Here is an 18,782-nt window from a genome sequence, read left to right on the forward strand (position 1 = left end):
CAATAAATATGATCTTTATACCGCCCCGGGCGGCAACGAACGAGTAGCAATACGATGAGTCTGAACCTGGTAAGTGAACATTTGCTCGCAGCGAACGGCCTGAGCCATCAGAACCTGTTCTCCATTCTCGGTCAACTGACCGAACGCCGTCTCGACTACGGCGATCTCTATTTCCAGTCGAGCTATCACGAATCCTGGGTTTTAGAAGACAGCATCATCAAAGATGGCTCTTATAACATCGATCAGGGCGTCGGCGTGCGCGCCGTCAGCGGCGAGAAAACGGGTTTTGCCTATGCCGACCAGATTAGCCTGAACGCACTGGAGCAGAGTGCGCAGGCCGCGCGTACCATCGTGCGTGAAACCGGCGATGGTCGCGTGAAAACGCTGGGTGAAGTGCAGCACTCTGCACTCTATACCAGCATCGACCCGCTGCAGAGCATGAGCCGCGAGGAGAAGCTGGATATCCTGCGTCGCGTGGACAACGTCGCGCGCGCTACGGATAAACGCGTGCAGGAAGTGTCTGCCAGCCTGAGCGGTGTATATGAACTGATTCTGGTAGCCGCAACCGACGGTACGCTGGCAGCAGATGTGCGCCCGCTGGTACGTCTTTCCATCAGTGTACAGGTGGAAGATGACGGCAAGCGTGAGCGCGGCTCAAGCGGCGGCGGCGGTCGTTTTGGTTATGACTGGTTCCTGGGCGATGTCGACGGTGAAGTGCGCGCGGACGCGTGGGCGAAAGAGGCCGTGCGTATGGCGCTGGTCAATCTCTCTGCGGTCGCCGCTCCGGCGGGCACATTGCCGGTGGTTCTGGGCGCGGGCTGGCCGGGGGTGCTGCTGCACGAAGCGGTGGGGCATGGCCTGGAAGGTGATTTTAACCGTCGCGGCACTTCTGTATTCAGCGGGCAGATGGGTCAGCTTGTCTCTTCTGAACTCTGTACCATCGTGGATGACGGTACGATGCGTGACCGTCGTGGCTCTGTGGCAATTGATGATGAAGGTACGCCTGGCCAGTACAACGTGCTGATCGAAAACGGTGTGCTGAAAGGCTACATGCAGGACAAACTCAACGCACGCCTGATGGGCGTTGCGCCAACGGGCAACGGTCGTCGCGAATCTTACGCGCACCTGCCGATGCCGCGTATGACCAACACCTACATGCTGCCGGGCAAATCCACGCCGCAGGAGATTATCGAGTCCGTGGATTACGGTATCTTCGCGCCAAACTTTGGCGGCGGTCAGGTGGATATCACCTCCGGTAAGTTTGTCTTCTCCACTTCAGAGGCCTATCTGATTGAGAAGGGTAAAGTGACCAAAGCGGTAAAAGGCGCAACCCTGATTGGCTCCGGTATTGAAGCCATGCAGCAAATCTCTATGGTCGGTAACGACCTGAAGCTGGATAACGGTGTGGGCGTCTGCGGTAAAGAGGGCCAGAGCCTGCCAGTGGGCGTCGGTCAGCCAACGCTGAAAGTGGATAATCTGACGGTGGGCGGTACCGCCTGATCGGAAGCAGTATGAAAAAAAGGCGCTACTCAAAAAGTAGCGCCTTTTTTTTAACGTAAATGCTCTAACGGGATTTCAGGATCCGGCTCGTGAGTGATGCGGTTGCGCAGATCACGACGAATAATTTCAATTGACCAGAACCAGACCAGATGACCTACGATTTCTGAAACGTGTTCGTACCACGGAAGATCAAAGAGCGGTGGGGTAAGCCCCATCAGCGGGAATGAGATCATGTGGACAAACAGCTGAGCTAATGCACCGGCCAGCAGGCCTTGCCAGAGTTTTATTTTCGGGAAGACTTCTGCAACTATGCAATAACCTACGGCAAAGACGATTGAGAAAATAATATGCGTCACGCCAACCCAGTTAAATATATGTCCGGCAAATGTATAAACGGCCGCGTTAGGATCAATAATCCCCAGCCAGTCGCGCAGAAATACATATGGTGGGTTTAAAAAATTGCGTGAGCAATCGATCTGACCTGCTGCTCTTATTAGTTGTTCTGGCCCGCATGCACCGGTGAATAAATCGATGGGACTACGTGGTGGAAGCGGGACTTCAGCCCCCCATTTTACAAATGCGGAGACAATCCCTGCAATCAGGCCAATGAACGCGGCGAGTCCGTAGCGCCTCCGTGAAGGCGGTGTCATTTCAAATAGATTCATTGTTATTCCTTGTTTAAAGTGATCCTGAGAAATATATTTTTATTGTTTATATGTATAACAAAAATATAACAGTCTGAATTTCAGACGACTACAAGATAAATGACGGGTGGCAAAAGTGTCAATTAACTATTCCTGATAGTCGGGAAGGGGAATTCCTGAATGACTGCTATAGTCATTCAGAGAATATTCATGCCAGATATTCGTTCAGGCGCTGTTGAATTACTCCTTCCTTCTCCCCCGCATTTCCTGGAACAGTTCCGCCACTTTCACAAAATACTCAGTCAGATAGTTGATGCAGACCTGTACTTTGAGCGGCAGCTTGTCTTTCTCTGTATACAGAGCGTAGACCGGGCGCGGATCGGACTGATAGCGCGGGAACAGGATCTCCAGCTCACCGCTGTTGATCTCGTTGATCACCCACATCAACGGTACGTAGGCGATCCCGGCACCGGCAACCAGCCAGCGGGAGAGGGTCATTGGATCGTTGGTCACGAACCGGCCTTCAGGGAGCAGTCTGGTAGAAAGTCCTTCCGGAGCAATCAGCTCAAATTCATTATCCGGACGCACGCTGTATCCCAGCCAGGAGTGGTTACTGAGGTCGGCGGGTTTTTCTGGTATGCCGTACTGCGCCAGATAGCTTTTCGAGGCGCAAACCACCATTGGCATACTGCCCAGCCGACGAGAGAAGAGGCTGGAGTCCTGCAATGCGCCTACGCGGATCACCACATCCAGACCATCGGCAATCAGATCCGGGGCCGGAATGCCCGTCACCAGATTGACGGTTAACCCCGGATACTCTTTAAGCATTTCTGCGGTCATGGCAGCGAGAACATTTTGTGCCATAGTTGAAGAACAACCAATGCGCAGGGTGCCGATAGGCGTGTTGTTAAAGGCGTAGAGCTGCTCGTGAACATCCTGCACTTCATGCAGCATGCGGCGACAGCCCTGATAGTAAATTTTACCCGCCTCCGTCAGTCCAATGCTGCGGGTACTGCGGTTGAGCAGCTTGACCTGAAGCTCATCTTCCAGTTTTGACACCGTCTGGCTGATGGAAGAGACGCTCATCTGAAGTTGCCGTGCTGCGGCGGTAAAAGAGCCAAGTTCAACCACTTTGGCAAAGACCGACATGCGTTTTAAACGTTCCATTATTCACTCTGGCTTAAAAGTGATTTAGATCACATATTATAGATAACAGCATAACAGTTACGTTAATATATTATTAATTACATAACGACTGCGCCACTCTCGCCCGGCGTTTCTTGCTCTTCTGCGGTGGCGTGCGCTAAAAAAATCTGTCGCCTGCACTCTCTCTTATCAAGGTCAACATGAGTCTGTTTCCCGTTATCGTGGTGTTCGGTTTGTCGTTCCCACCGATATTCTTTGAGCTTCTTTTATCACTGGCGATTTTCTGGCTGGTGCGCAGGGTGCTGGTCCCTACCGGGATCTACGATTTCGTCTGGCATCCTGCATTGTTCAATACCGCGCTGTATTGCTGCCTGTTTTACCTGATATCGCGCCTGTTTGTCTGAGGTTGATGTGAAAACGCTAACAAGAAAAATCTCCCGTACCGCCATCACAATGGCATTGGTTACCCTCGCGTTCATCGCTATCTTTCGCGCCTGGGTTTATTACACCGAATCACCGTGGACGCGCGATGCGCGTTTCAGCGCCGATGTGGTGGCGATTGCCCCTGATGTGGCCGGGCTTATCACCGCGGTGAACGTACACGACAACCAGCTGGTGAAAAAAGACCAGGTGCTGTTCACTATCGACCAGCCTCGTTATCAGAAAGCGCTGGAAGAATCAGAAGCAGACGTGGCCTATTACCAGGCGCTGGCCGCTGAAAAACGTCGTGAGGCCGGTCGTCGCAACCAGCTGGGTGTCCAGGCGATGTCCCGCGAAGAGATTGATCAGTCCAACAACGTGCTGCAAACCGTACTGCATCAGTTAGCGAAAGCCGAAGCGATGCGCGATCTGGCAAGGCTGGATCTGGAGCGTACGGTTATTCGCGCACCTTCGGATGGCTGGATAACCAACCTCAACGTCTATACCGGTGAATTTATTACCCGCGGCTCGACTGCCGTGGCGCTGGTGAAACAGAACTCCTTCTACGTGCTTGCCTATATGGAAGAAACCAAGCTTGAAGGGGTGCGTCCGGGCTATCGCGCGGAGATCACGCCGCTCGGCAGCAACCGCGTATTTAAAGGTACTGTGGATAGCGTTGCTGCCGGTGTCACGAACGCCAGCAGTACCAACGACAAGAAAGGGATGGCGACGGTAGATTCCAATCTGGAATGGGTACGTCTGGCACAGCGTGTGCCGGTGCGTATCCATCTGGATGAACAGCAGGGCAACCTGTGGCCTGCGGGTACTACGGCAACTGTGGTCATTACTGGTGCAAAGGATCGCGATGCCAGCCAGGATTCCATCTTCCGTAAAATAGCGCATCGCCTGCGTGAGTTTGGTTAATCGTTATGGGTATCTTTTCCATCGCCAGCCAGCACATCCGCTTCGCCGTGAAGCTGGCGTGTGCCATCGTGCTGGCGCTGTTTGTCGGCTTTCACTTCCAGCTGGAAACGCCACGCTGGGCGGTGCTGACGGCAGCGATTGTCGCGGCAGGCCCTGCATTTGCGGCGGGGGGAGAACCCTACTCCGGCGCGATTCGCTACCGTGGGATGTTGCGTATCGTCGGGACGTTTATCGGTTGTATTGCGGCACTCGCCATTATTATTCTGATGATCCGCACGCCGCTGTTGATGCTGATGGTGTGCTGTATCTGGGCGGGCTTCTGCACCTGGATCTCCTCCCTGGTAAAAGTGGAAAACTCCTATGCCTGGGGGCTCTCCGGCTATACCGCACTGATTATCATCATTACCATCCAGGCCAACCCGCTGCTCGCGCCACAGTTTGCCGTGGAGCGTTGTAGCGAAATTGTCATTGGCATCGTCTGCGCCATCGTGGCTGACCTGCTTTTCTCACCGCGCTCCATCAAGCAGGAAGTGGATCGCGAGCTGGATGCGTTAATTGTTTCCCAGTACCAACTGATGCAGCTGTGCATTGCGCATGGTGACAAAATTGAGGTCGATAAAGCCTGGGGTGGGCTGGTGCGCCGCACAACGGCCCTGGATGGGATGCGCAGTAACCTGAACATGGAGTCCTCTCGCTGGGCGCGTGCTAACCGCCGCCTTAAAGCGATCAATACCGTCGCCTTAACGCTGATTACACAGGCGTGTGAAACGTATCTGATTCAAAACACCCGCCCTGAAGCGATAACCGATACTTTCCGTGAGCTGTTTGCCGAGCCGGTAGAGACGGTGCAGGACGTGCATAAACAGCTCAAGCGTATGCGACGGGTGATCGCCTGGACCGGGGAGCGCGACACCCCGGTGACGATTTACACCTGGGTCGGCGCGGCGACGCGCTATCTGTTGCTTAAACGTGGCGTGATCGGCAATGCCAAAATCAGTGCCGCTGAAGAGGAAGTGTTACAGGGAGAAGTGGTGATCAAAGCAGAGTCGGCCGAGCGTCACCACGCAATGGTCAATTTCTGGCGCACCACGCTTGCCTGTATGCTCGGCACGTTGTTCTGGCTGTGGACGGGCTGGACGTCCGGTAGTGGGGCTATGGTGATGATTGCCGTTGTCACGTCGCTGGCAATGCGTCTGCCCAACCCGCGTATGGTTGCTATCGACTTTCTGTACGGCACAATCGCTGCGCTGCCGATAGGTGCGTTCTATTTCCTGGTGATTATCCCGTCGACTCAGCAAAGCATGTTGTTGCTCTGTATTAGCCTTGCGGTGCTGGCGTTCTTCATTGGTATCGAGGTTCAGAAACGCCGTATTGGCTCGCTGGGGGCGCTGGCAAGCACCATCAACATCATTGTGCTGGATAACCCGATGACGTTCCATTTCAGCCAGTTCCTTGACAGTGCACTAGGACAGCTGGTGGGGTGTTTTCTGGCAATGATGGTGATCCTGCTGGTGCGGGATAACTCTCAGGCGCGAACCGGCCGTGTGCTGTTGAATCAGTTCGTGTCGGCTGCCGTATCGTCTCTGACGACAAACACTGCGCGCCGAAAAGAGAACCACCTGCCCGCGCTTTATCAGCAACTGTTCTTATTGTTGAATAAATTCCCGGACGATATTGGCAAGTTCCGCCTGGCGTTAACGATGATCATCGCACATCAGCGCTTGCGTAATGCCCCCGTGCCGATCAACGACGATCTGTCTGCCTTTCACCGTCAGCTGCGCCGCACTGCCGACCACGTGCTCTCCGCATCCAGTGATGACAAACGCCGTCGCTACTTTAAGCAACTGCTTGAAGAGCTGGATATCTACCAGGAGAAACTGAAGGTCTGGGAAGCGCCACCTCAGGTGACGGAGCCGGTAGGGCGGCTGGTGTTTATGCTGCACCGTTACGAAAATGCGCTGACCGATAGCTGATTAAAGAAAAAACCGACGCCAAAAGCGTCGGTTTTTTTGTAGCTATACTTAGTTCTGCAGGCTCTTACATTCAGAAAGGGAGGACACATGACTACCCTGGCTCTTCAGGACAACATCCTTTTTCAGACCGGCTATCTGGTCAACGGCATCTGGAAAACGCTGGACACGACCTTTGATGTGCTCAACCCGGCCACCGGTGAAGTGATCGCAAAAGTGGCGAAAGCCGGTAAAACCGAAACCGAAGAGGCGATTGCCGCCGCAACTAAAGCTTTCCCTTCATGGCGCGCCAGAACCGCGAAAGAGCGTTCAACCATCCTCTATCGCTGGTATGAACTGATTATTGAGAATAAAAGCTGGCTCGGGCGGTTAATGACCACCGAACAGGGTAAGCCCCTGAAAGAAGCAGAAGGTGAAGTCGAGTATGCTGCCAGCTTTATCCAGTGGTTTGCCGAGCAGGCCAAACGCGCGAATGGTGAAATTATTCCACCCGTCAAACCCGGCTCCCGCATTCTGGCAACCCGCGAACCTGTCGGCGTGGTGGCGGCGATTACGCCGTGGAACTTCCCGATGGCAATGCTTACCCGCAAGTTAGGCCCGGCGCTGGCAGCAGGGTGTACGGGGGTGATCAAACCGGCAAACAACACTCCGCTCAGCGCCTTTGCATTACTCGCGCTGGCAAAACAGGCGGGTGTGCCGGATGGCGTGCTTAACGCGGTAGCGGGAAACACGCATGAAATCAGCGATGCGATCATGGCCAGCCACGACGTGCGTAAAATCACGTTTACCGGGTCGACCTCTGTGGGCAAAACGCTGGTGCGAAACGCCGCAGAGACAATGAAAAAAGTCTCAATGGAGCTGGGAGGAAATGCTCCCTATATCGTCTTTGAGGATGCGGACATTGATGCAGCTGTGAAAGGGGCGATTACCAACAAATTCCGTAATGCCGGGCAGGTCTGCGTCAGCGTTAACCGCTTCTATATTCAGGAAACCGTTTACGACAAGTTTGTTAATCAGCTTGCTGATGCGGTGAACGCGCTGAAGGTCGGAAATGGTCTGGAAGAAGGGGTCGTCGTCGGGCCGCTGATTGAACCTTCGGCGGTCAACAAAGTGCGGGAACACGTTGAAGATGCGATTGCCAACGGCGCGACCGTACTGGCAGGCGGCAAGGCACACCCACTTGGCGGTAATTTCTGGATGCCAACCGTGCTCGGAGACTGCCATGAAGGCATGAAGCTGGCAGGGGAAGAGACGTTTGGCCCTGTCGCGGCCTGCTTCCGTTTCACCTCAGAAGATGAAGTGATCCAGCGCGCCAATAACACACCATATGGCCTGGCGGCTTACTTCTATACCCAGAACCTGTCGCGGGTGTTCCGCGTCTCACAGGCCATCGAAAGCGGGATGATTGGCATCAACGAATGTGCCGTATCCACAGAGCTGGGACCTTTTGGTGGCGTAAAAGAGTCAGGTCTGGGGCGTGAGGGGTCTGTGTTGGGGCTGGAAGAGTATCTGGAAGTCAAAACCCTGCATATCGGGGGATTATAATAGACAGGGCGGCATTTGCCGCTCGCCTGGACTGGGTGGCTGGTAATGAAAATCTATACGTTTGATTTTGACGAGATTGACAGTCAGGAAGACTTCTATCGTGAATTTATCCAGGTGTTTGACCTTGAACAGGAAAGCGTCACGAATCTGGATACGCTGTGGGAAGTGGTCATCGACAGCCAGTTGCCGTTACCGCTGGAGATAGAGTTTATCCATCTGCCTGATAAGCTGCGCAGACGTTTTGGCGCGCTGGTTTTATTGTTTGATGAAGCAGAAGAAGAGCTGGAAGGACAGTTACGTTTTAACGTGCGCCACTGATTTAAGCGTTAAAAAAAGCCCCTGACCTTCTGGTCAGGGGCAAGTCGTATGATGAGATACGACGAGGGTTTATTTATACAGTTCCGCTGTAGCATGCCAGTGGTCACCCTGGTTCAGTTCGGTGACGCGATAGCTGCTGGCACCCGCTTTTTCAGCTTTTGCTGCCAGCTCCTGACGGATATCCATCGGAGAGCCGGTTACGGATGTGACAGAGATACTCCCCATCGACTGTAGAGTCTGTGCCTGGTCGGCATTGACCTGGTGAACGGCTGCGCTCGCGCCGAAAGAAAGTACAGATGCCAGGCCGAGGGTTGCGATGATTAATTGGGTTTTCATAGTCTTTACTCCTGAGCAGGGTGTACTCAACGGCGAGAAGGGTTGAACTGCTATTTTTATGCCAGGTGCCGTTGAGTGGAGAATGATGTTTTCGGGTATGACTAAAACTTATTTGTACAGCTCAGCGGTTGCGTGCCAGTGGTCGCCTGTACGCGCTTCAATGATGCGATAGGATGACGCACCCTGTTCTTCCGCTTTTTTGTTCAGCATGTCATGCATGTCCATCGGAGACGCACTGACCGCACCAACAGACACTGTGCCAATTGCCTGACGGGATTGCGCCTGATCGGCGTTGATGGAGTCAGCCGCAAAAGCACCGAATGACAGAACAGACAGGACGCTCAGCATCGCTACAGTAGTTTTGATTTTCATGATTCTTTACCTCGTCGAATTTTTTACTGGGGTCTTTTTTTCGTGACCCTCATCACAAAATCAAGTATACACTAATAACGATAAAAATTAATACCAGACTAATTGTTTCAATGGTTATTAAGAGTTAATAAACGTGATTTTTATAACCAAAATGCATAGTGATGGTCATTTTTTCGTCACATCTTCTTGCTATGTCTAACTAAATCAGAGGGATACTGGCTTTTGATTTTTTGTGCGATTTATTGAGGTGATATTCACTGCGTGAATGTTGGTGGGTGGTAAAAAGCACTATTTGGCAAAGCAGGGAGGGGAGAAAACAGGGGGAAACGCAGCGGGAGCAGAACAATCCCCGCAGCCGTGCTACGGGGAGAGAGGATTACAGTTCCTGTTCGAACAGAACCAGAATCGCTTCGTAGAGATCTTTGACGGAGAAATTATTTGCCGGAGTGGTAAAGATGGTGTCGTCACCGGCGATGGTGCCGAGGATACCTTCTGCTTTACCTAAGGAGTCCAGCAGGCGGGCAATCAGCTGTGCGGCACCCGGGCTGGTGTGGATCACGACAACGGCATCGTTATAGTCGATATCCAGAACCAGATTCTTCAGTGGGCTGGAGGTTGTCGGCACGCCAAGTTCGGCAGGCAGACAATAGACCATTTCCATTTTGGCATTACGCGTACGCACCGCGCCAAATTTGGTCAGCATACGGGAGACTTTCGACTGATTGATATTATCGAAGCCTTGTTCCTGCAACGCCTGAACAATTTCTCCCTGAGAACTGAATTTCTCTTCTTTGAGTAGCGCTTTAAACGCCTTTACTAATTCTTCTTGCTTAGACGAGCTTCGCATAAGTCACCCGGAATATAACGGTATAAACAACATTATTATGCATGTGGATGAATTTTTATGCAAACAATCTGCCTGAACCCAGGCTGAAATAATGTTATGAAAGGGAGTGATTTTATCAGATTTCGTTATCAGAAAACATGCCTGGGTCACGCCACGCAAATAAGCTTAAAAGTAAATTAAATGTTATCAAATTGATGTTGTTTTGGTGGCGGGGCAGGGTGTATTGTAACCACCTCTTAAATCGTTGCCGTCTGTTGTCAGATAGCATTCTGACGATAGAGAAAGTCGAGTGACCTCAAATTCTTTAGCTACGAAAATTGTAATTATTTACCTGCTGAATTATGGTCGCCGCAACGGAGTTACAGATACTTAAGTTAACCATAATAAGGAGTTTAGGATGAAAGTCGCAGTCCTCGGCGCTGCTGGTGGTATCGGCCAGGCGCTTGCCCTACTACTGAAAACCCAACTGCCTTCAGGCTCAGAACTCTCCCTGTACGATATTGCTCCGGTAACCCCAGGTGTGGCGGTTGACCTGAGCCACATCCCGACAGCTGTGAAAATCAAAGGCTTTTCCGGTGAAGATGCACGTCCTGCGCTGCAGGGTGCTGATGTTGTGCTGATCTCCGCGGGTGTGGCACGTAAGCCCGGTATGGATCGCTCTGACCTGTTCAACGTCAATGCGGGTATCGTGAAAAACCTGGTACAGCAGATCGCTGAAATCTGCCCGAAAGCCTGTATCGGTATCATTACTAACCCAGTGAACACCACCGTTGCTATCGCGGCAGAAGTGCTGAAGAAAGCCGGTGTTTACGACAAGAACAAACTGTTTGGCGTGACCACGCTGGACATCATCCGTTCCAACACCTTCGTGGCTGAGCTGAAAGGCAAGCAGCCAACCGACGTTGAAGTACCGGTTATCGGTGGTCACTCTGGTGTGACTATTCTGCCTCTGCTGTCGCAGATCCCTGGCGTAAGCTTCACCGAGCAGGAAGTGGCTGACCTGACCAAACGTATCCAGAACGCGGGCACCGAAGTGGTGGAAGCGAAGGCGGGTGGCGGTTCTGCAACTCTGTCTATGGGCCAGGCGGCTGCACGTTTCGGCCTGTCACTGGTTCGCGCCCTGCAGGGTGAGAAAGGTGTTGTTGAATGTGCTTATGTTGAAGGTGACGGCGCACACGCACGCTTCTTCTCTCAGCCACTGCTGCTGGGTAAAAACGGTATCGAAGAACATCAGTCAATTGGCAAGCTGAGCGCGTTCGAACAAAACGCGATGACAGGCATGCTGGACACGCTGAAGAAAGATATCACTCTGGGTGAAGAGTTCGTTAACAAGTAAAACGGACTTTCCCTTACAGGCCGGGTAAGCGTTCGCGCTACCCGGCAAAAAAAACGGAGCCAGGTGCTCCGTTTTTTTATGTCTGTCAGTTGGTGGCCGGGTATTCCTGAATCGTTACCTGAATCGTCAGCTTCTTATCGTTGCGCATGACTTCGACCGGAATGATAGAGCCAGGACGTATTTCTGCGACCTGATCCATCGTCTCCAGCGCCGATACCGCCGGACTGCCATTCACCGATATAATGACGTCATTGACCTGAATACCTGCGTTAGCCGCCGGACCGCCAGGGGAGACTTCGTTGACCACAATGCCCTGGATCTGATCGATACCGCCACCTTGCGAGTGCATTGGCGCAATCTCACGCCCACCAATACCGATGTAGCCGCGGATCACCCGACCATCGCGGATGAGCTTATCCATAATTTTGGTGGCCAGCTGGAACGGAATGGCAAAGCCGATACCTTCCGGCGTCTCGCCATCGTTACTCTTATCGAACGAGAGGGTGTTGATGCCCATCAGCTCGCCCAGCGAGTTGACCAGCGCGCCGCCAGAGTTACCGTGGTTGATTGACGCATCGGTCTGCAGGAAGTTCTGCCGCCCGGAGGGGTTCAGGCCAATTCGACCGGTGGCGCTGATAATCCCCTGAGTGATGGTCTGACCCAGGTTGTACGGGTTACCAATCGCCAGCACTACGTCGCCAATGTGCGGCGTACGTTTGCGGTTAATCGGGATGACCGGCAGGCCACCCGTGGCGTTGATTTTCAGTACCGCCAGGTCGGTCAGGCTGTCAGAGCCGACGAGCAGAGCCTCAAACACGCGGCCATCCTGCAATGCGACGATAATCTGGTCGGCATCGTTGATCACGTGTTTGTTGGTAATGATGTAACCACGCTCGTCCATAATCACACCGGAACCGAGCGTGCGGATCTCCAGCTGATTATGGCTTGAGCTGTTAAGGCCACGGTTATAGACGTTAACCACGGCAGGTGCCGCACGGCGAACGGCCTGGTTGTAGGTGGCCGGTGTTTCATCCGTACTGTCAAACTGGGGGGCCGTCAGCTTGTTGAACTGACGTAAAGACGGCATAGCCACTAACAGCAGGCCAGCAACGATCAAACCGATGGCAATGGAACGAAAGAGCTTTAAAAGCATGATGCGCGTGTCGTTAAAAAAGGAACGATTTGCAGCATAACATGAGTTATCCGGACATCACACGAGGCCAGATGCCCGGAATCACACATGATTAGCGCAACAGAATATAGATAGACTCATTGCCACGCATAATCTGCAGGGCAATGACCGCTGGCTTACTCTCCAGCACCTTGCGCATCTCCGCGATAGATTGCACGCGGTTGCGGTTTACACCGATGATGACATCATCCTGGTGCAACCCCGCCTGTGCGGCTGGGCTGCTCTTCTCGACGGTATCAACGGTAATGCCTTTTGTGCCGTCTTTAAGCTGCCCGTCGCTTAGCGTTGCCCCTTGCAGTGCCGGGGCGATAAGCTCAGCACTGGCGGAAGAGGACGTACTCTTATCCAGCGTCACTTCAACGTCCAGCGGCTTGCCATCACGAATCAGACCTAACTTCACTTTGGCACCGGGTTCAGTCGTTGCAATGCGCGAACGCAGCTCAGCGAAACTGTTCAGCGGTTTATCATTGAGGCTGACGATCACATCCCCGGATTTCACGCCTGCTTTTGCCGAGCCGGAGTTTGGCAGCACTTCACTGACAAATGCCCCGCGCTGAACGTTGATGTTGAACGCTTTAGCGATATCCGCGCTCATCTCCATCCCCTTAATGCCCAGCAAACCGCGTTTGACTTCGCCAAACTGAATCAGCTGTTGTGACAGGGTTTTGGCCATATTGCTGGGAATGGCGAAACCAATCCCGATGCTGCCGCCGCCCGGCGCAAGGATGGCGGTGTTGATGCCAATCAACTCACCGTTGAGGTTAAGCAGTGCTCCGCCGGAGTTGCCGCGGTTAATCGAGGCATCGGTCTGAATAAAGTTTTCCAGCCCTTCCAGATTCAGTCCGCTACGTCCCAGCGCGGAAACGATACCCGAAGTGACGGTTTGTCCTAAACCGAACGGGTTACCGACGGCGACGGCAAAATCACCAACACGCAGCTTATCGGAGTCCGCTATCGTAATTTGTGTCAGGTTACCCGGGTTTTGCATCTGCAATAGCGCAATGTCGCTCTGGTCATCGCCGCCGATCAGTTTGGCGTCAAATTCTCGCCCGTCATTCAGCTGAACGCTGATTTTATCCGCCTGGCTGATAACGTGGTTATTGGTCAGAATATAGCCTTTAGCCGCATCAATGATGACCCCAGAGCCAAGACCTTCAAAAGGCTGGGCTGACTGGTCGGGAGACTCATCACCGAAATACTTCTTCAGTTCTTCAGGTACGCGCTGGTTTTGCCGCGCTGTTCCTTCGACTCGCACGCTGACTACCGCAGGTAGCACTTTTTCCAGCATCGGCGCGAGGCTGGGAATGGCAGTTTGTCCCGGAACCTGCGCAGGCAGCGTGGCCGAAGCAGGGAAGGATGCCGAGAGAGATAACCCGACACTTAACGCTAAAGCGCTCAACAGCTGGTTTTTTTTGTTCATCGACGCTGACTCTCGTATCCTGGAATGAAAGAAGAACGGCCCCAAAAACATCCTGATGTTATTGAATTTTAAACCGCTGAACAATGAGGTAATTGACTAAATAATAGCTGGGGTCAGGGAGAAAGGACGGGCGCAATCGCTGCGCCCGTAAAATAAATTCAGGTTGTGCGATTAATCGCGTTTTGCGCCACCGCGCAGCAGGCCGGACGCGCCATCAGAATAATCGCGTGGCATCTGAACCGGTGCCTGGTCGTTACCAGCTTCAGAGTCAGCCAGACGGTTGCGGAACGGGTTCGTCTCCGCCGTCATCTCTGGCAGCAGGCTGCTGGAGCTTTTCGCCATATGTTGATACAGCTGACGATAGTCGGTTGCCATGTTATCCAGCAGCTCGGCGCTACGGGCAAAGTGGCTGACCAGCTCTTCGCGATACTCTTCCAGTTCAGCTTTGTTCTTTTCCAGTTCGTACTGCAGTGACTGTTGTTGACGCAATTTGCGATTACCGAAACGCATGGCCACAGCACCGATAATGATGCCGACGACTAAACCGATTAGCGCATATTCCCAGGTCATGAACTTCTCCCGTTGTCTTGTGGTTCCGTAGGGTGTTGGCTCGGCTCCTGCCTGTGCCTGATAACGCCACTATAACCGCTATTTCTGCAGAAGTGGAATCCTGACGTATCATCGCGTAGTGTAGAACGGCCTTTTTTTCATCAGCCATGCCTGCTGGTGAGGTTTAACCGAAGGAATAACAACAAGATTATGCAAAGTCTGTCCCCCTCATCGCGTTACCTTCATGCCCTGAATGAGGGCTCACATCAGCCGGACGATGTTCAGCGTGAAGCGGTCAACCGTCTGGATGTGATCTATCAGGAGCTCACGGCCAAACCCGCTGAAATCGTACAACACGGCGGGCTGAAGGCGGCATTCGGTCGGTTTCTTGGGAAAAAAGAGCCGCAGGCTAACGCCCCGGTGCGCGGCTTATATATGTGGGGAGGCGTCGGGCGCGGTAAAACCTGGCTGATGGATATGTTCTACCAGAGCCTGCCGGGGGGGCGTAAACAACGTCTGCACTTTCACCGTTTTATGCTGCGGGTTCACGAAGAGCTGACGGCGCTGCAGGGCAAAAGTGACCCACTGGAGATTATTGCCGATCGCTTCAAGGCTGAAACGGATGTGCTCTGCTTTGACGAATTTTTTGTTTCTGATATCACCGACGCCATGTTGTTAGGTGGCCTGATGAAAGCGCTGTTTGCGCGCGGGATTACGCTGGTTGCCACCTCGAATATCCCGCCGGATGAGCTATACCGCAACGGCCTGCAGCGGGCGCGTTTCCTGCCTGCCATTGATGCCATTAAGCAGCATTGCGATATCATGAACGTCGATGCCGGAGTGGATTACCGCCTGCGCACGCTGACGCAGGCGCATCTGTGGCTTTCCCCTTTAAACGATGAAACCACCAGTCAGATGAATAAACTGTGGCTGGCACTGGCGGGAGCGGCACGTGATAACGCCCCTGCGCTGGAGATTAACCATCGTCCGCTGCAAACGCAGGGGGTAGAGAACCAAACCCTGGCGGTCTCTTTTGCGACGCTTTGTGTGGATGCCCGCAGCCAACACGATTACATTGCGCTTTCGCGCCTGTTCCACACCGTGATGCTGCTGGATGTCCCGGTAATGACGCCGTTGATGGAGAATGAAGCGCGGCGCTTCATTGCACTGGTGGATGAGTTTTACGAACGTCACGTCAAGCTGGTGGTGAGTGCAGAGGTTCCTTTATATGAGGTATATCAGGGCGAGCGGTTGAAATTTGAATTCCAGCGCTGCCTGTCGCGCCTGCAGGAGATGCAGAGCGAGGAATACCTGAAGCTGGAGCATATGCCGTAATCCATGTTTCCCTCTCCCGGTGGGAGAGGAGCCGGGGGTGAGAGCACCAGAGCGCACAACATCCACCCCCCGAAAAACCCGTTTTGAATCACATTTAGGGGTCGATCTTTGACCTCAACTTCTCTATAATCTTGCGACCCCACGTTACGAGAAGGTTTTTTTCCCGAAACTTTCTATGTGTCGGCATTAGCTATTCGAAGGGGTAGGTTTGCCGGACTTTGTCGTGTGAACCTCAACTGACTAAACGTTTGGGTGTTCACCAACGTGTAACTTATTATTTGGGTAAGCTTTTAATGAAAACTTTTACAGCTAAACCAGAAACCGTACAGCGCGACTGGTATGTTGTTGACGCGACCGGTAAAACTCTGGGCCGTCTGGCTTCCGAACTGGCTCGTCGCCTGCGCGGTAAGCATAAAGCGGAATATACTCCGCACGTTGATACCGGTGATTACATCATCGTTCTGAACGCAGAAAAAGTTGCTGTAACCGGCAACAAGCGCGAAGACAAAATGTATTACCACCACACCGGCCACATCGGTGGTATCAAAGAAGCGACCTTTGAAGAGATGATTGCTCGCCGTCCTGAGCGTGTGATTGAAATCGCGGTTAAAGGCATGCTGCCAAAGGGCCCACTGGGTCGTGCTATGTTCCGTAAACTGAAAGTTTATGCAGGCAACGAGCACAACCACGCGGCACAGCAACCGCAAGTTCTTGACATCTAATCGGGATTATAGGCAATGGCTGAAAATCAATACTACGGCACTGGTCGCCGCAAAAGCTCCGCCGCTCGCGTGTTTATCAAACCGGGCAACGGTAAAATCGTAATCAACCAGCGTTCTCTGGAACAATACTTCGGTCGCGAAACTGCCCGCATGGTAGTTCGCCAGCCGCTGGAACTGGTTGACATGGTAGAAAAACTGGATCTGTACATCACCGTTAAAGGTGGTGGTATCTCCGGTCAGGCAGGTGCGATCCGTCACGGTATCACCCGCGCTCTGATGGAGTACGACGAATCCCTGCGTTCTGAACTGCGTAAAGCTGGCTTCGTTACTCGTGACGCTCGTCAGGTTGAACGTAAGAAAGTGGGTCTGCGTAAAGCACGTCGTCGTCCACAGTTCTCCAAACGTTAATCTGCTTTCTGCTTACGCAGAACGATTGGCGAAAAACCCGCTTCGGCGGGTTTTTTTATGGATAATGCTTAGGTTATCCACAAAATCAATGCATATATCTCCTCTTTTTCCGTATTTCCAGAATCCCCTCACCACAAAGGTCATAAAATCTGGTAAACTATCATCCAATTTTCTGCCCAAATATCGGTGAATACTCGATTTTTGTTCGATTCTTGAACAATGTGTTTTCCCTGGGATGGGCGATACAACATCTGGCTGGCCCTGTTGGGGCTGGTAGCAGTAAAAATTCTGAATATACCTGGAGGTTTTCATGGCTGTCGCTGCCAACAAACGTTCGGTAATGACGCTGTTTTCTGGTCCTACTGACATTTATAGCCATCAGGTTCGTATCGTGCTGGCCGAGAAGGGTGTCAGTTTTGAGATCGAGCATGTGGAAAAGGATAACCCACCTCAGGATCTGATCGATCTCAACCCGAGCCAAAGCGTACCGACGCTGGTAGATCGTGAGCTGACCCTGTGGGAATCCCGCATCATTATGGAATATCTTGATGAGCGTTTCCCGCATCCGCCACTGATGCCTGTTTACCCGGTTGCGCGTGGTGAAAGCCGCCTGTACATGCAACGTATCGAGAAAGACTGGTACTCGCTGATGAACGTTATCGTCAACGGTTCCTCCTCTGAAGCGGATGCTGCACGTAAACAACTGCGTGAAGAGCTGCTGGCGATTGCGCCCGTGTTTGGTCAGAAGCCTTTCTTCCTGAGCGATGAGTTCAGCCTGGTGGATTGCTACCTGGCTCCTCTGCTGTGGCGTCTGCCAACGCTGGGCGTTGAGTTCAGCGGCCCGGGTGCGAAAGAGCTGAAAGGCTATATGACTCGCGTATTTGAACGCGACTCTTTCCTGGCATCTTTAACTGAACCGGAACGTGAAATGCGTCTCGGCCGAGGCTAATGACTGTGGAAATGTCACAACTTTCTCCACGCCGTCCGTATCTGCTGCGCGCCTTCTATGAATGGCTGCTGGATAACCAGCTCACGCCGCACCTGGTGGTGGATGTGACGTTGCCGGGCGTGCAGGTTCCAATGGAATACGCGCGTGACGGACAGATCGTGCTGAACATTGCGCCACGTGCGGTGGGTAACCTGGAGCTGGCAAATGACGAAGTGCGCTTTAATGCACGCTTTGGCGGCGTGCCACGCCAGGTTTCTGTCCCGCTGGCTGCTGTGCTGGCTATTTACGCACGTGAAAACGGCGCAGGTACCATGTTCGAGCCGGAAGCGGCATACGACGAGGATGTTGCCAGCCTGAATGACGACAGCGCTGAAGGTGAACCCGTGATGTCTGTCATTGATGGCAATAAGCCGGGAAGTGACGATGGCGATGATGGCGATGATACGCCTCCGTCGCCACCTCGTGGTGGACGCCCCGCGTTGCGAGTGGTGAAATAGATTACTTAAAAAGGCCCGAAAGGGCCTTTTTTATGGGTGGCATTCCAAAATCCCCCAAACGGCATAAACGTTGTAACAGAGGTAACATTGCTATTATTTAGATAAAACCATTTATTTGGTGAATGCATTTTGCTTTGTTTTATTCTGTTTTATTTTTTGTTTTGAAAATAACATTGATAAGTTTTCTATTCCGGTCATCTTTATAAATTCTGAAAATCGTTATTATGCTCTTATTTCTCAATAATAGATATTATTTCCCGATTATACTGGCAGCGGGCTCACCAAGGGATAATCATCATCCGTGAGCCAGGGGATATATGCAAACGAAACCACGGCTCGTGTAGACAGTTAC

20 protein-coding genes are annotated in these 18,782 nt (G+C 52.6%); 12 read left to right on the forward strand and 8 right to left on the reverse strand.

Annotation, left to right across the window (positions count from 1 at the left end; all coding sequences use genetic code 11):
- Positions 1-54: 54 nt before the first annotated feature.
- Entirely contained in the window at positions 55-1,500 is a 1,446-nt protein-coding gene (gene tldD / locus ACJ9N4_RS18440; protein ID WP_182919027.1) for a metalloprotease TldD, read from the forward strand.
- A 50-nt stretch (positions 1,501-1,550) separates the two neighbouring features.
- Here tldD and ACJ9N4_RS18445 read toward each other — a convergent pair whose 3' ends face one another.
- Positions 1,551-2,165 (reverse strand): YagU family protein, encoded by a 615-nt coding sequence (locus tag ACJ9N4_RS18445; protein ID WP_182919026.1) that lies wholly within the window; start codon positions 2,163-2,165, stop codon positions 1,551-1,553.
- A gap of 219 nt (positions 2,166-2,384) precedes the next feature.
- On the reverse strand, positions 2,385-3,311 hold the full coding sequence (gene aaeR, locus ACJ9N4_RS18450) for an HTH-type transcriptional activator AaeR (RefSeq protein WP_182272823.1): 927 nt from the start codon (positions 3,309-3,311) through the stop codon (positions 2,385-2,387).
- A 179-nt stretch (positions 3,312-3,490) separates the two neighbouring features.
- Between aaeR and aaeX the strand changes: the two genes are divergently transcribed.
- The 5 genes from aaeX (at position 3,491) to ACJ9N4_RS18475 (ending at position 8,467) form a co-directional block, all read left to right on the forward strand.
- Complete coding sequence (gene aaeX, locus ACJ9N4_RS18455; RefSeq protein WP_000051841.1) at positions 3,491-3,694, forward strand: p-hydroxybenzoic acid efflux pump operon protein AaeX; 204 nt, start codon at positions 3,491-3,493, stop codon at positions 3,692-3,694.
- Positions 3,695-3,701: 7 nt separating this feature from the next.
- Positions 3,702-4,634 carry a p-hydroxybenzoic acid efflux pump subunit AaeA gene (gene aaeA, locus ACJ9N4_RS18460; RefSeq protein ID WP_182919025.1) on the forward strand — a complete coding sequence of 311 codons (933 nt, stop codon included), beginning with the start codon at positions 3,702-3,704 and terminating at the stop codon, positions 4,632-4,634.
- Positions 4,635-4,639: 5 nt separating this feature from the next.
- Positions 4,640-6,607 (forward strand): p-hydroxybenzoic acid efflux pump subunit AaeB, encoded by a 1,968-nt coding sequence (aaeB, locus tag ACJ9N4_RS18465; RefSeq protein WP_182272821.1) that lies wholly within the window; start codon positions 4,640-4,642, stop codon positions 6,605-6,607.
- Positions 6,608-6,694: 87 nt separating this feature from the next.
- Positions 6,695-8,149 carry an NAD-dependent succinate-semialdehyde dehydrogenase gene (locus ACJ9N4_RS18470; protein WP_182272820.1) on the forward strand — a complete coding sequence of 485 codons (1,455 nt, stop codon included), beginning with the start codon at positions 6,695-6,697 and terminating at the stop codon, positions 8,147-8,149.
- A gap of 45 nt (positions 8,150-8,194) precedes the next feature.
- A complete protein-coding gene (locus ACJ9N4_RS18475; protein WP_182272819.1) occupies positions 8,195-8,467 on the forward strand; it encodes a barstar family protein in 273 nt (90 codons plus the stop codon).
- 69 nt (positions 8,468-8,536) lie between these two features.
- Here the strand turns inward: ACJ9N4_RS18475 and yhcN (ACJ9N4_RS18480) are convergent, their stop codons facing one another.
- The 3 genes from yhcN (ACJ9N4_RS18480) to argR all read right to left on the reverse strand — a co-directional run bounded on the left by yhcN (ACJ9N4_RS18480) (position 8,537) and on the right by argR (position 10,022).
- Positions 8,537-8,803: a peroxide/acid stress response protein YhcN gene (yhcN, locus tag ACJ9N4_RS18480; RefSeq protein ID WP_182272818.1), complete on the reverse strand. Its 267-nt coding sequence runs from the start codon at positions 8,801-8,803 to the stop codon at positions 8,537-8,539.
- Positions 8,804-8,911: 108 nt separating this feature from the next.
- Positions 8,912-9,175: a peroxide/acid stress response protein YhcN gene (gene yhcN / locus ACJ9N4_RS18485; protein WP_182272817.1), complete on the reverse strand. Its 264-nt coding sequence runs from the start codon at positions 9,173-9,175 to the stop codon at positions 8,912-8,914.
- A 376-nt stretch (positions 9,176-9,551) separates the two neighbouring features.
- Positions 9,552-10,022 (reverse strand): transcriptional regulator ArgR, encoded by a 471-nt coding sequence (argR, locus tag ACJ9N4_RS18490; protein WP_182919024.1) that lies wholly within the window; start codon positions 10,020-10,022, stop codon positions 9,552-9,554.
- A gap of 397 nt (positions 10,023-10,419) precedes the next feature.
- On the opposite strand from argR, the gene mdh reads away from it, so the two are divergent.
- Positions 10,420-11,358, forward strand: a complete 939-nt coding sequence (gene mdh / locus ACJ9N4_RS18495; RefSeq protein ID WP_182272815.1) for a malate dehydrogenase — start codon at positions 10,420-10,422, stop codon at positions 11,356-11,358.
- An 85-nt stretch (positions 11,359-11,443) separates the two neighbouring features.
- Here mdh and degS read toward each other — a convergent pair whose 3' ends face one another.
- The 3 genes from degS to zapG form a co-directional block, all read right to left on the reverse strand.
- Positions 11,444-12,511: an outer membrane-stress sensor serine endopeptidase DegS gene (gene degS, locus ACJ9N4_RS18500; protein WP_182919023.1), complete on the reverse strand. Its 1,068-nt coding sequence runs from the start codon at positions 12,509-12,511 to the stop codon at positions 11,444-11,446.
- A 91-nt stretch (positions 12,512-12,602) separates the two neighbouring features.
- Positions 12,603-13,970: a serine endoprotease DegQ gene (degQ, locus tag ACJ9N4_RS18505; RefSeq protein ID WP_182272813.1), complete on the reverse strand. Its 1,368-nt coding sequence runs from the start codon at positions 13,968-13,970 to the stop codon at positions 12,603-12,605.
- A 171-nt stretch (positions 13,971-14,141) separates the two neighbouring features.
- Entirely contained in the window at positions 14,142-14,540 is a 399-nt protein-coding gene (zapG, locus tag ACJ9N4_RS18510) for a Z-ring associated protein ZapG (RefSeq protein WP_006178827.1), read from the reverse strand.
- Between the two features lie 189 nt (positions 14,541-14,729).
- Between zapG and zapE the strand changes: the two genes are divergently transcribed.
- The 5 genes from zapE to sspB all read left to right on the forward strand — a co-directional run bounded on the left by zapE (position 14,730) and on the right by sspB (position 18,430).
- A complete protein-coding gene (gene zapE / locus ACJ9N4_RS18515) occupies positions 14,730-15,854 on the forward strand; it encodes a cell division protein ZapE (RefSeq protein WP_182272812.1) in 1,125 nt (374 codons plus the stop codon).
- A gap of 293 nt (positions 15,855-16,147) precedes the next feature.
- Complete coding sequence (gene rplM, locus ACJ9N4_RS18520; protein WP_131635278.1) at positions 16,148-16,576, forward strand: 50S ribosomal protein L13; 429 nt, start codon at positions 16,148-16,150, stop codon at positions 16,574-16,576.
- Positions 16,577-16,591: 15 nt separating this feature from the next.
- Entirely contained in the window at positions 16,592-16,984 is a 393-nt protein-coding gene (gene rpsI / locus ACJ9N4_RS18525; protein WP_000829818.1) for a 30S ribosomal protein S9, read from the forward strand.
- A gap of 310 nt (positions 16,985-17,294) precedes the next feature.
- Positions 17,295-17,933, forward strand: coding sequence for a stringent starvation protein SspA (gene sspA, locus ACJ9N4_RS18530; protein WP_003860438.1), 639 nt, complete (start codon positions 17,295-17,297; stop codon positions 17,931-17,933).
- 5 nt (positions 17,934-17,938) lie between these two features.
- On the forward strand, positions 17,939-18,430 hold the full coding sequence (gene sspB, locus ACJ9N4_RS18535; protein ID WP_182272811.1) for a ClpXP protease specificity-enhancing factor: 492 nt from the start codon (positions 17,939-17,941) through the stop codon (positions 18,428-18,430).
- The last annotated feature ends 352 nt before the right edge of the window (positions 18,431-18,782 follow it).

Origin of the sequence: Enterobacter sp. LM3 (assembly GCF_046622475.1) — a bacterium.
In the GTDB taxonomy this organism is placed as follows: Bacteria; Pseudomonadota; Gammaproteobacteria; order Enterobacterales; family Enterobacteriaceae; genus Enterobacter; species Enterobacter cloacae_P.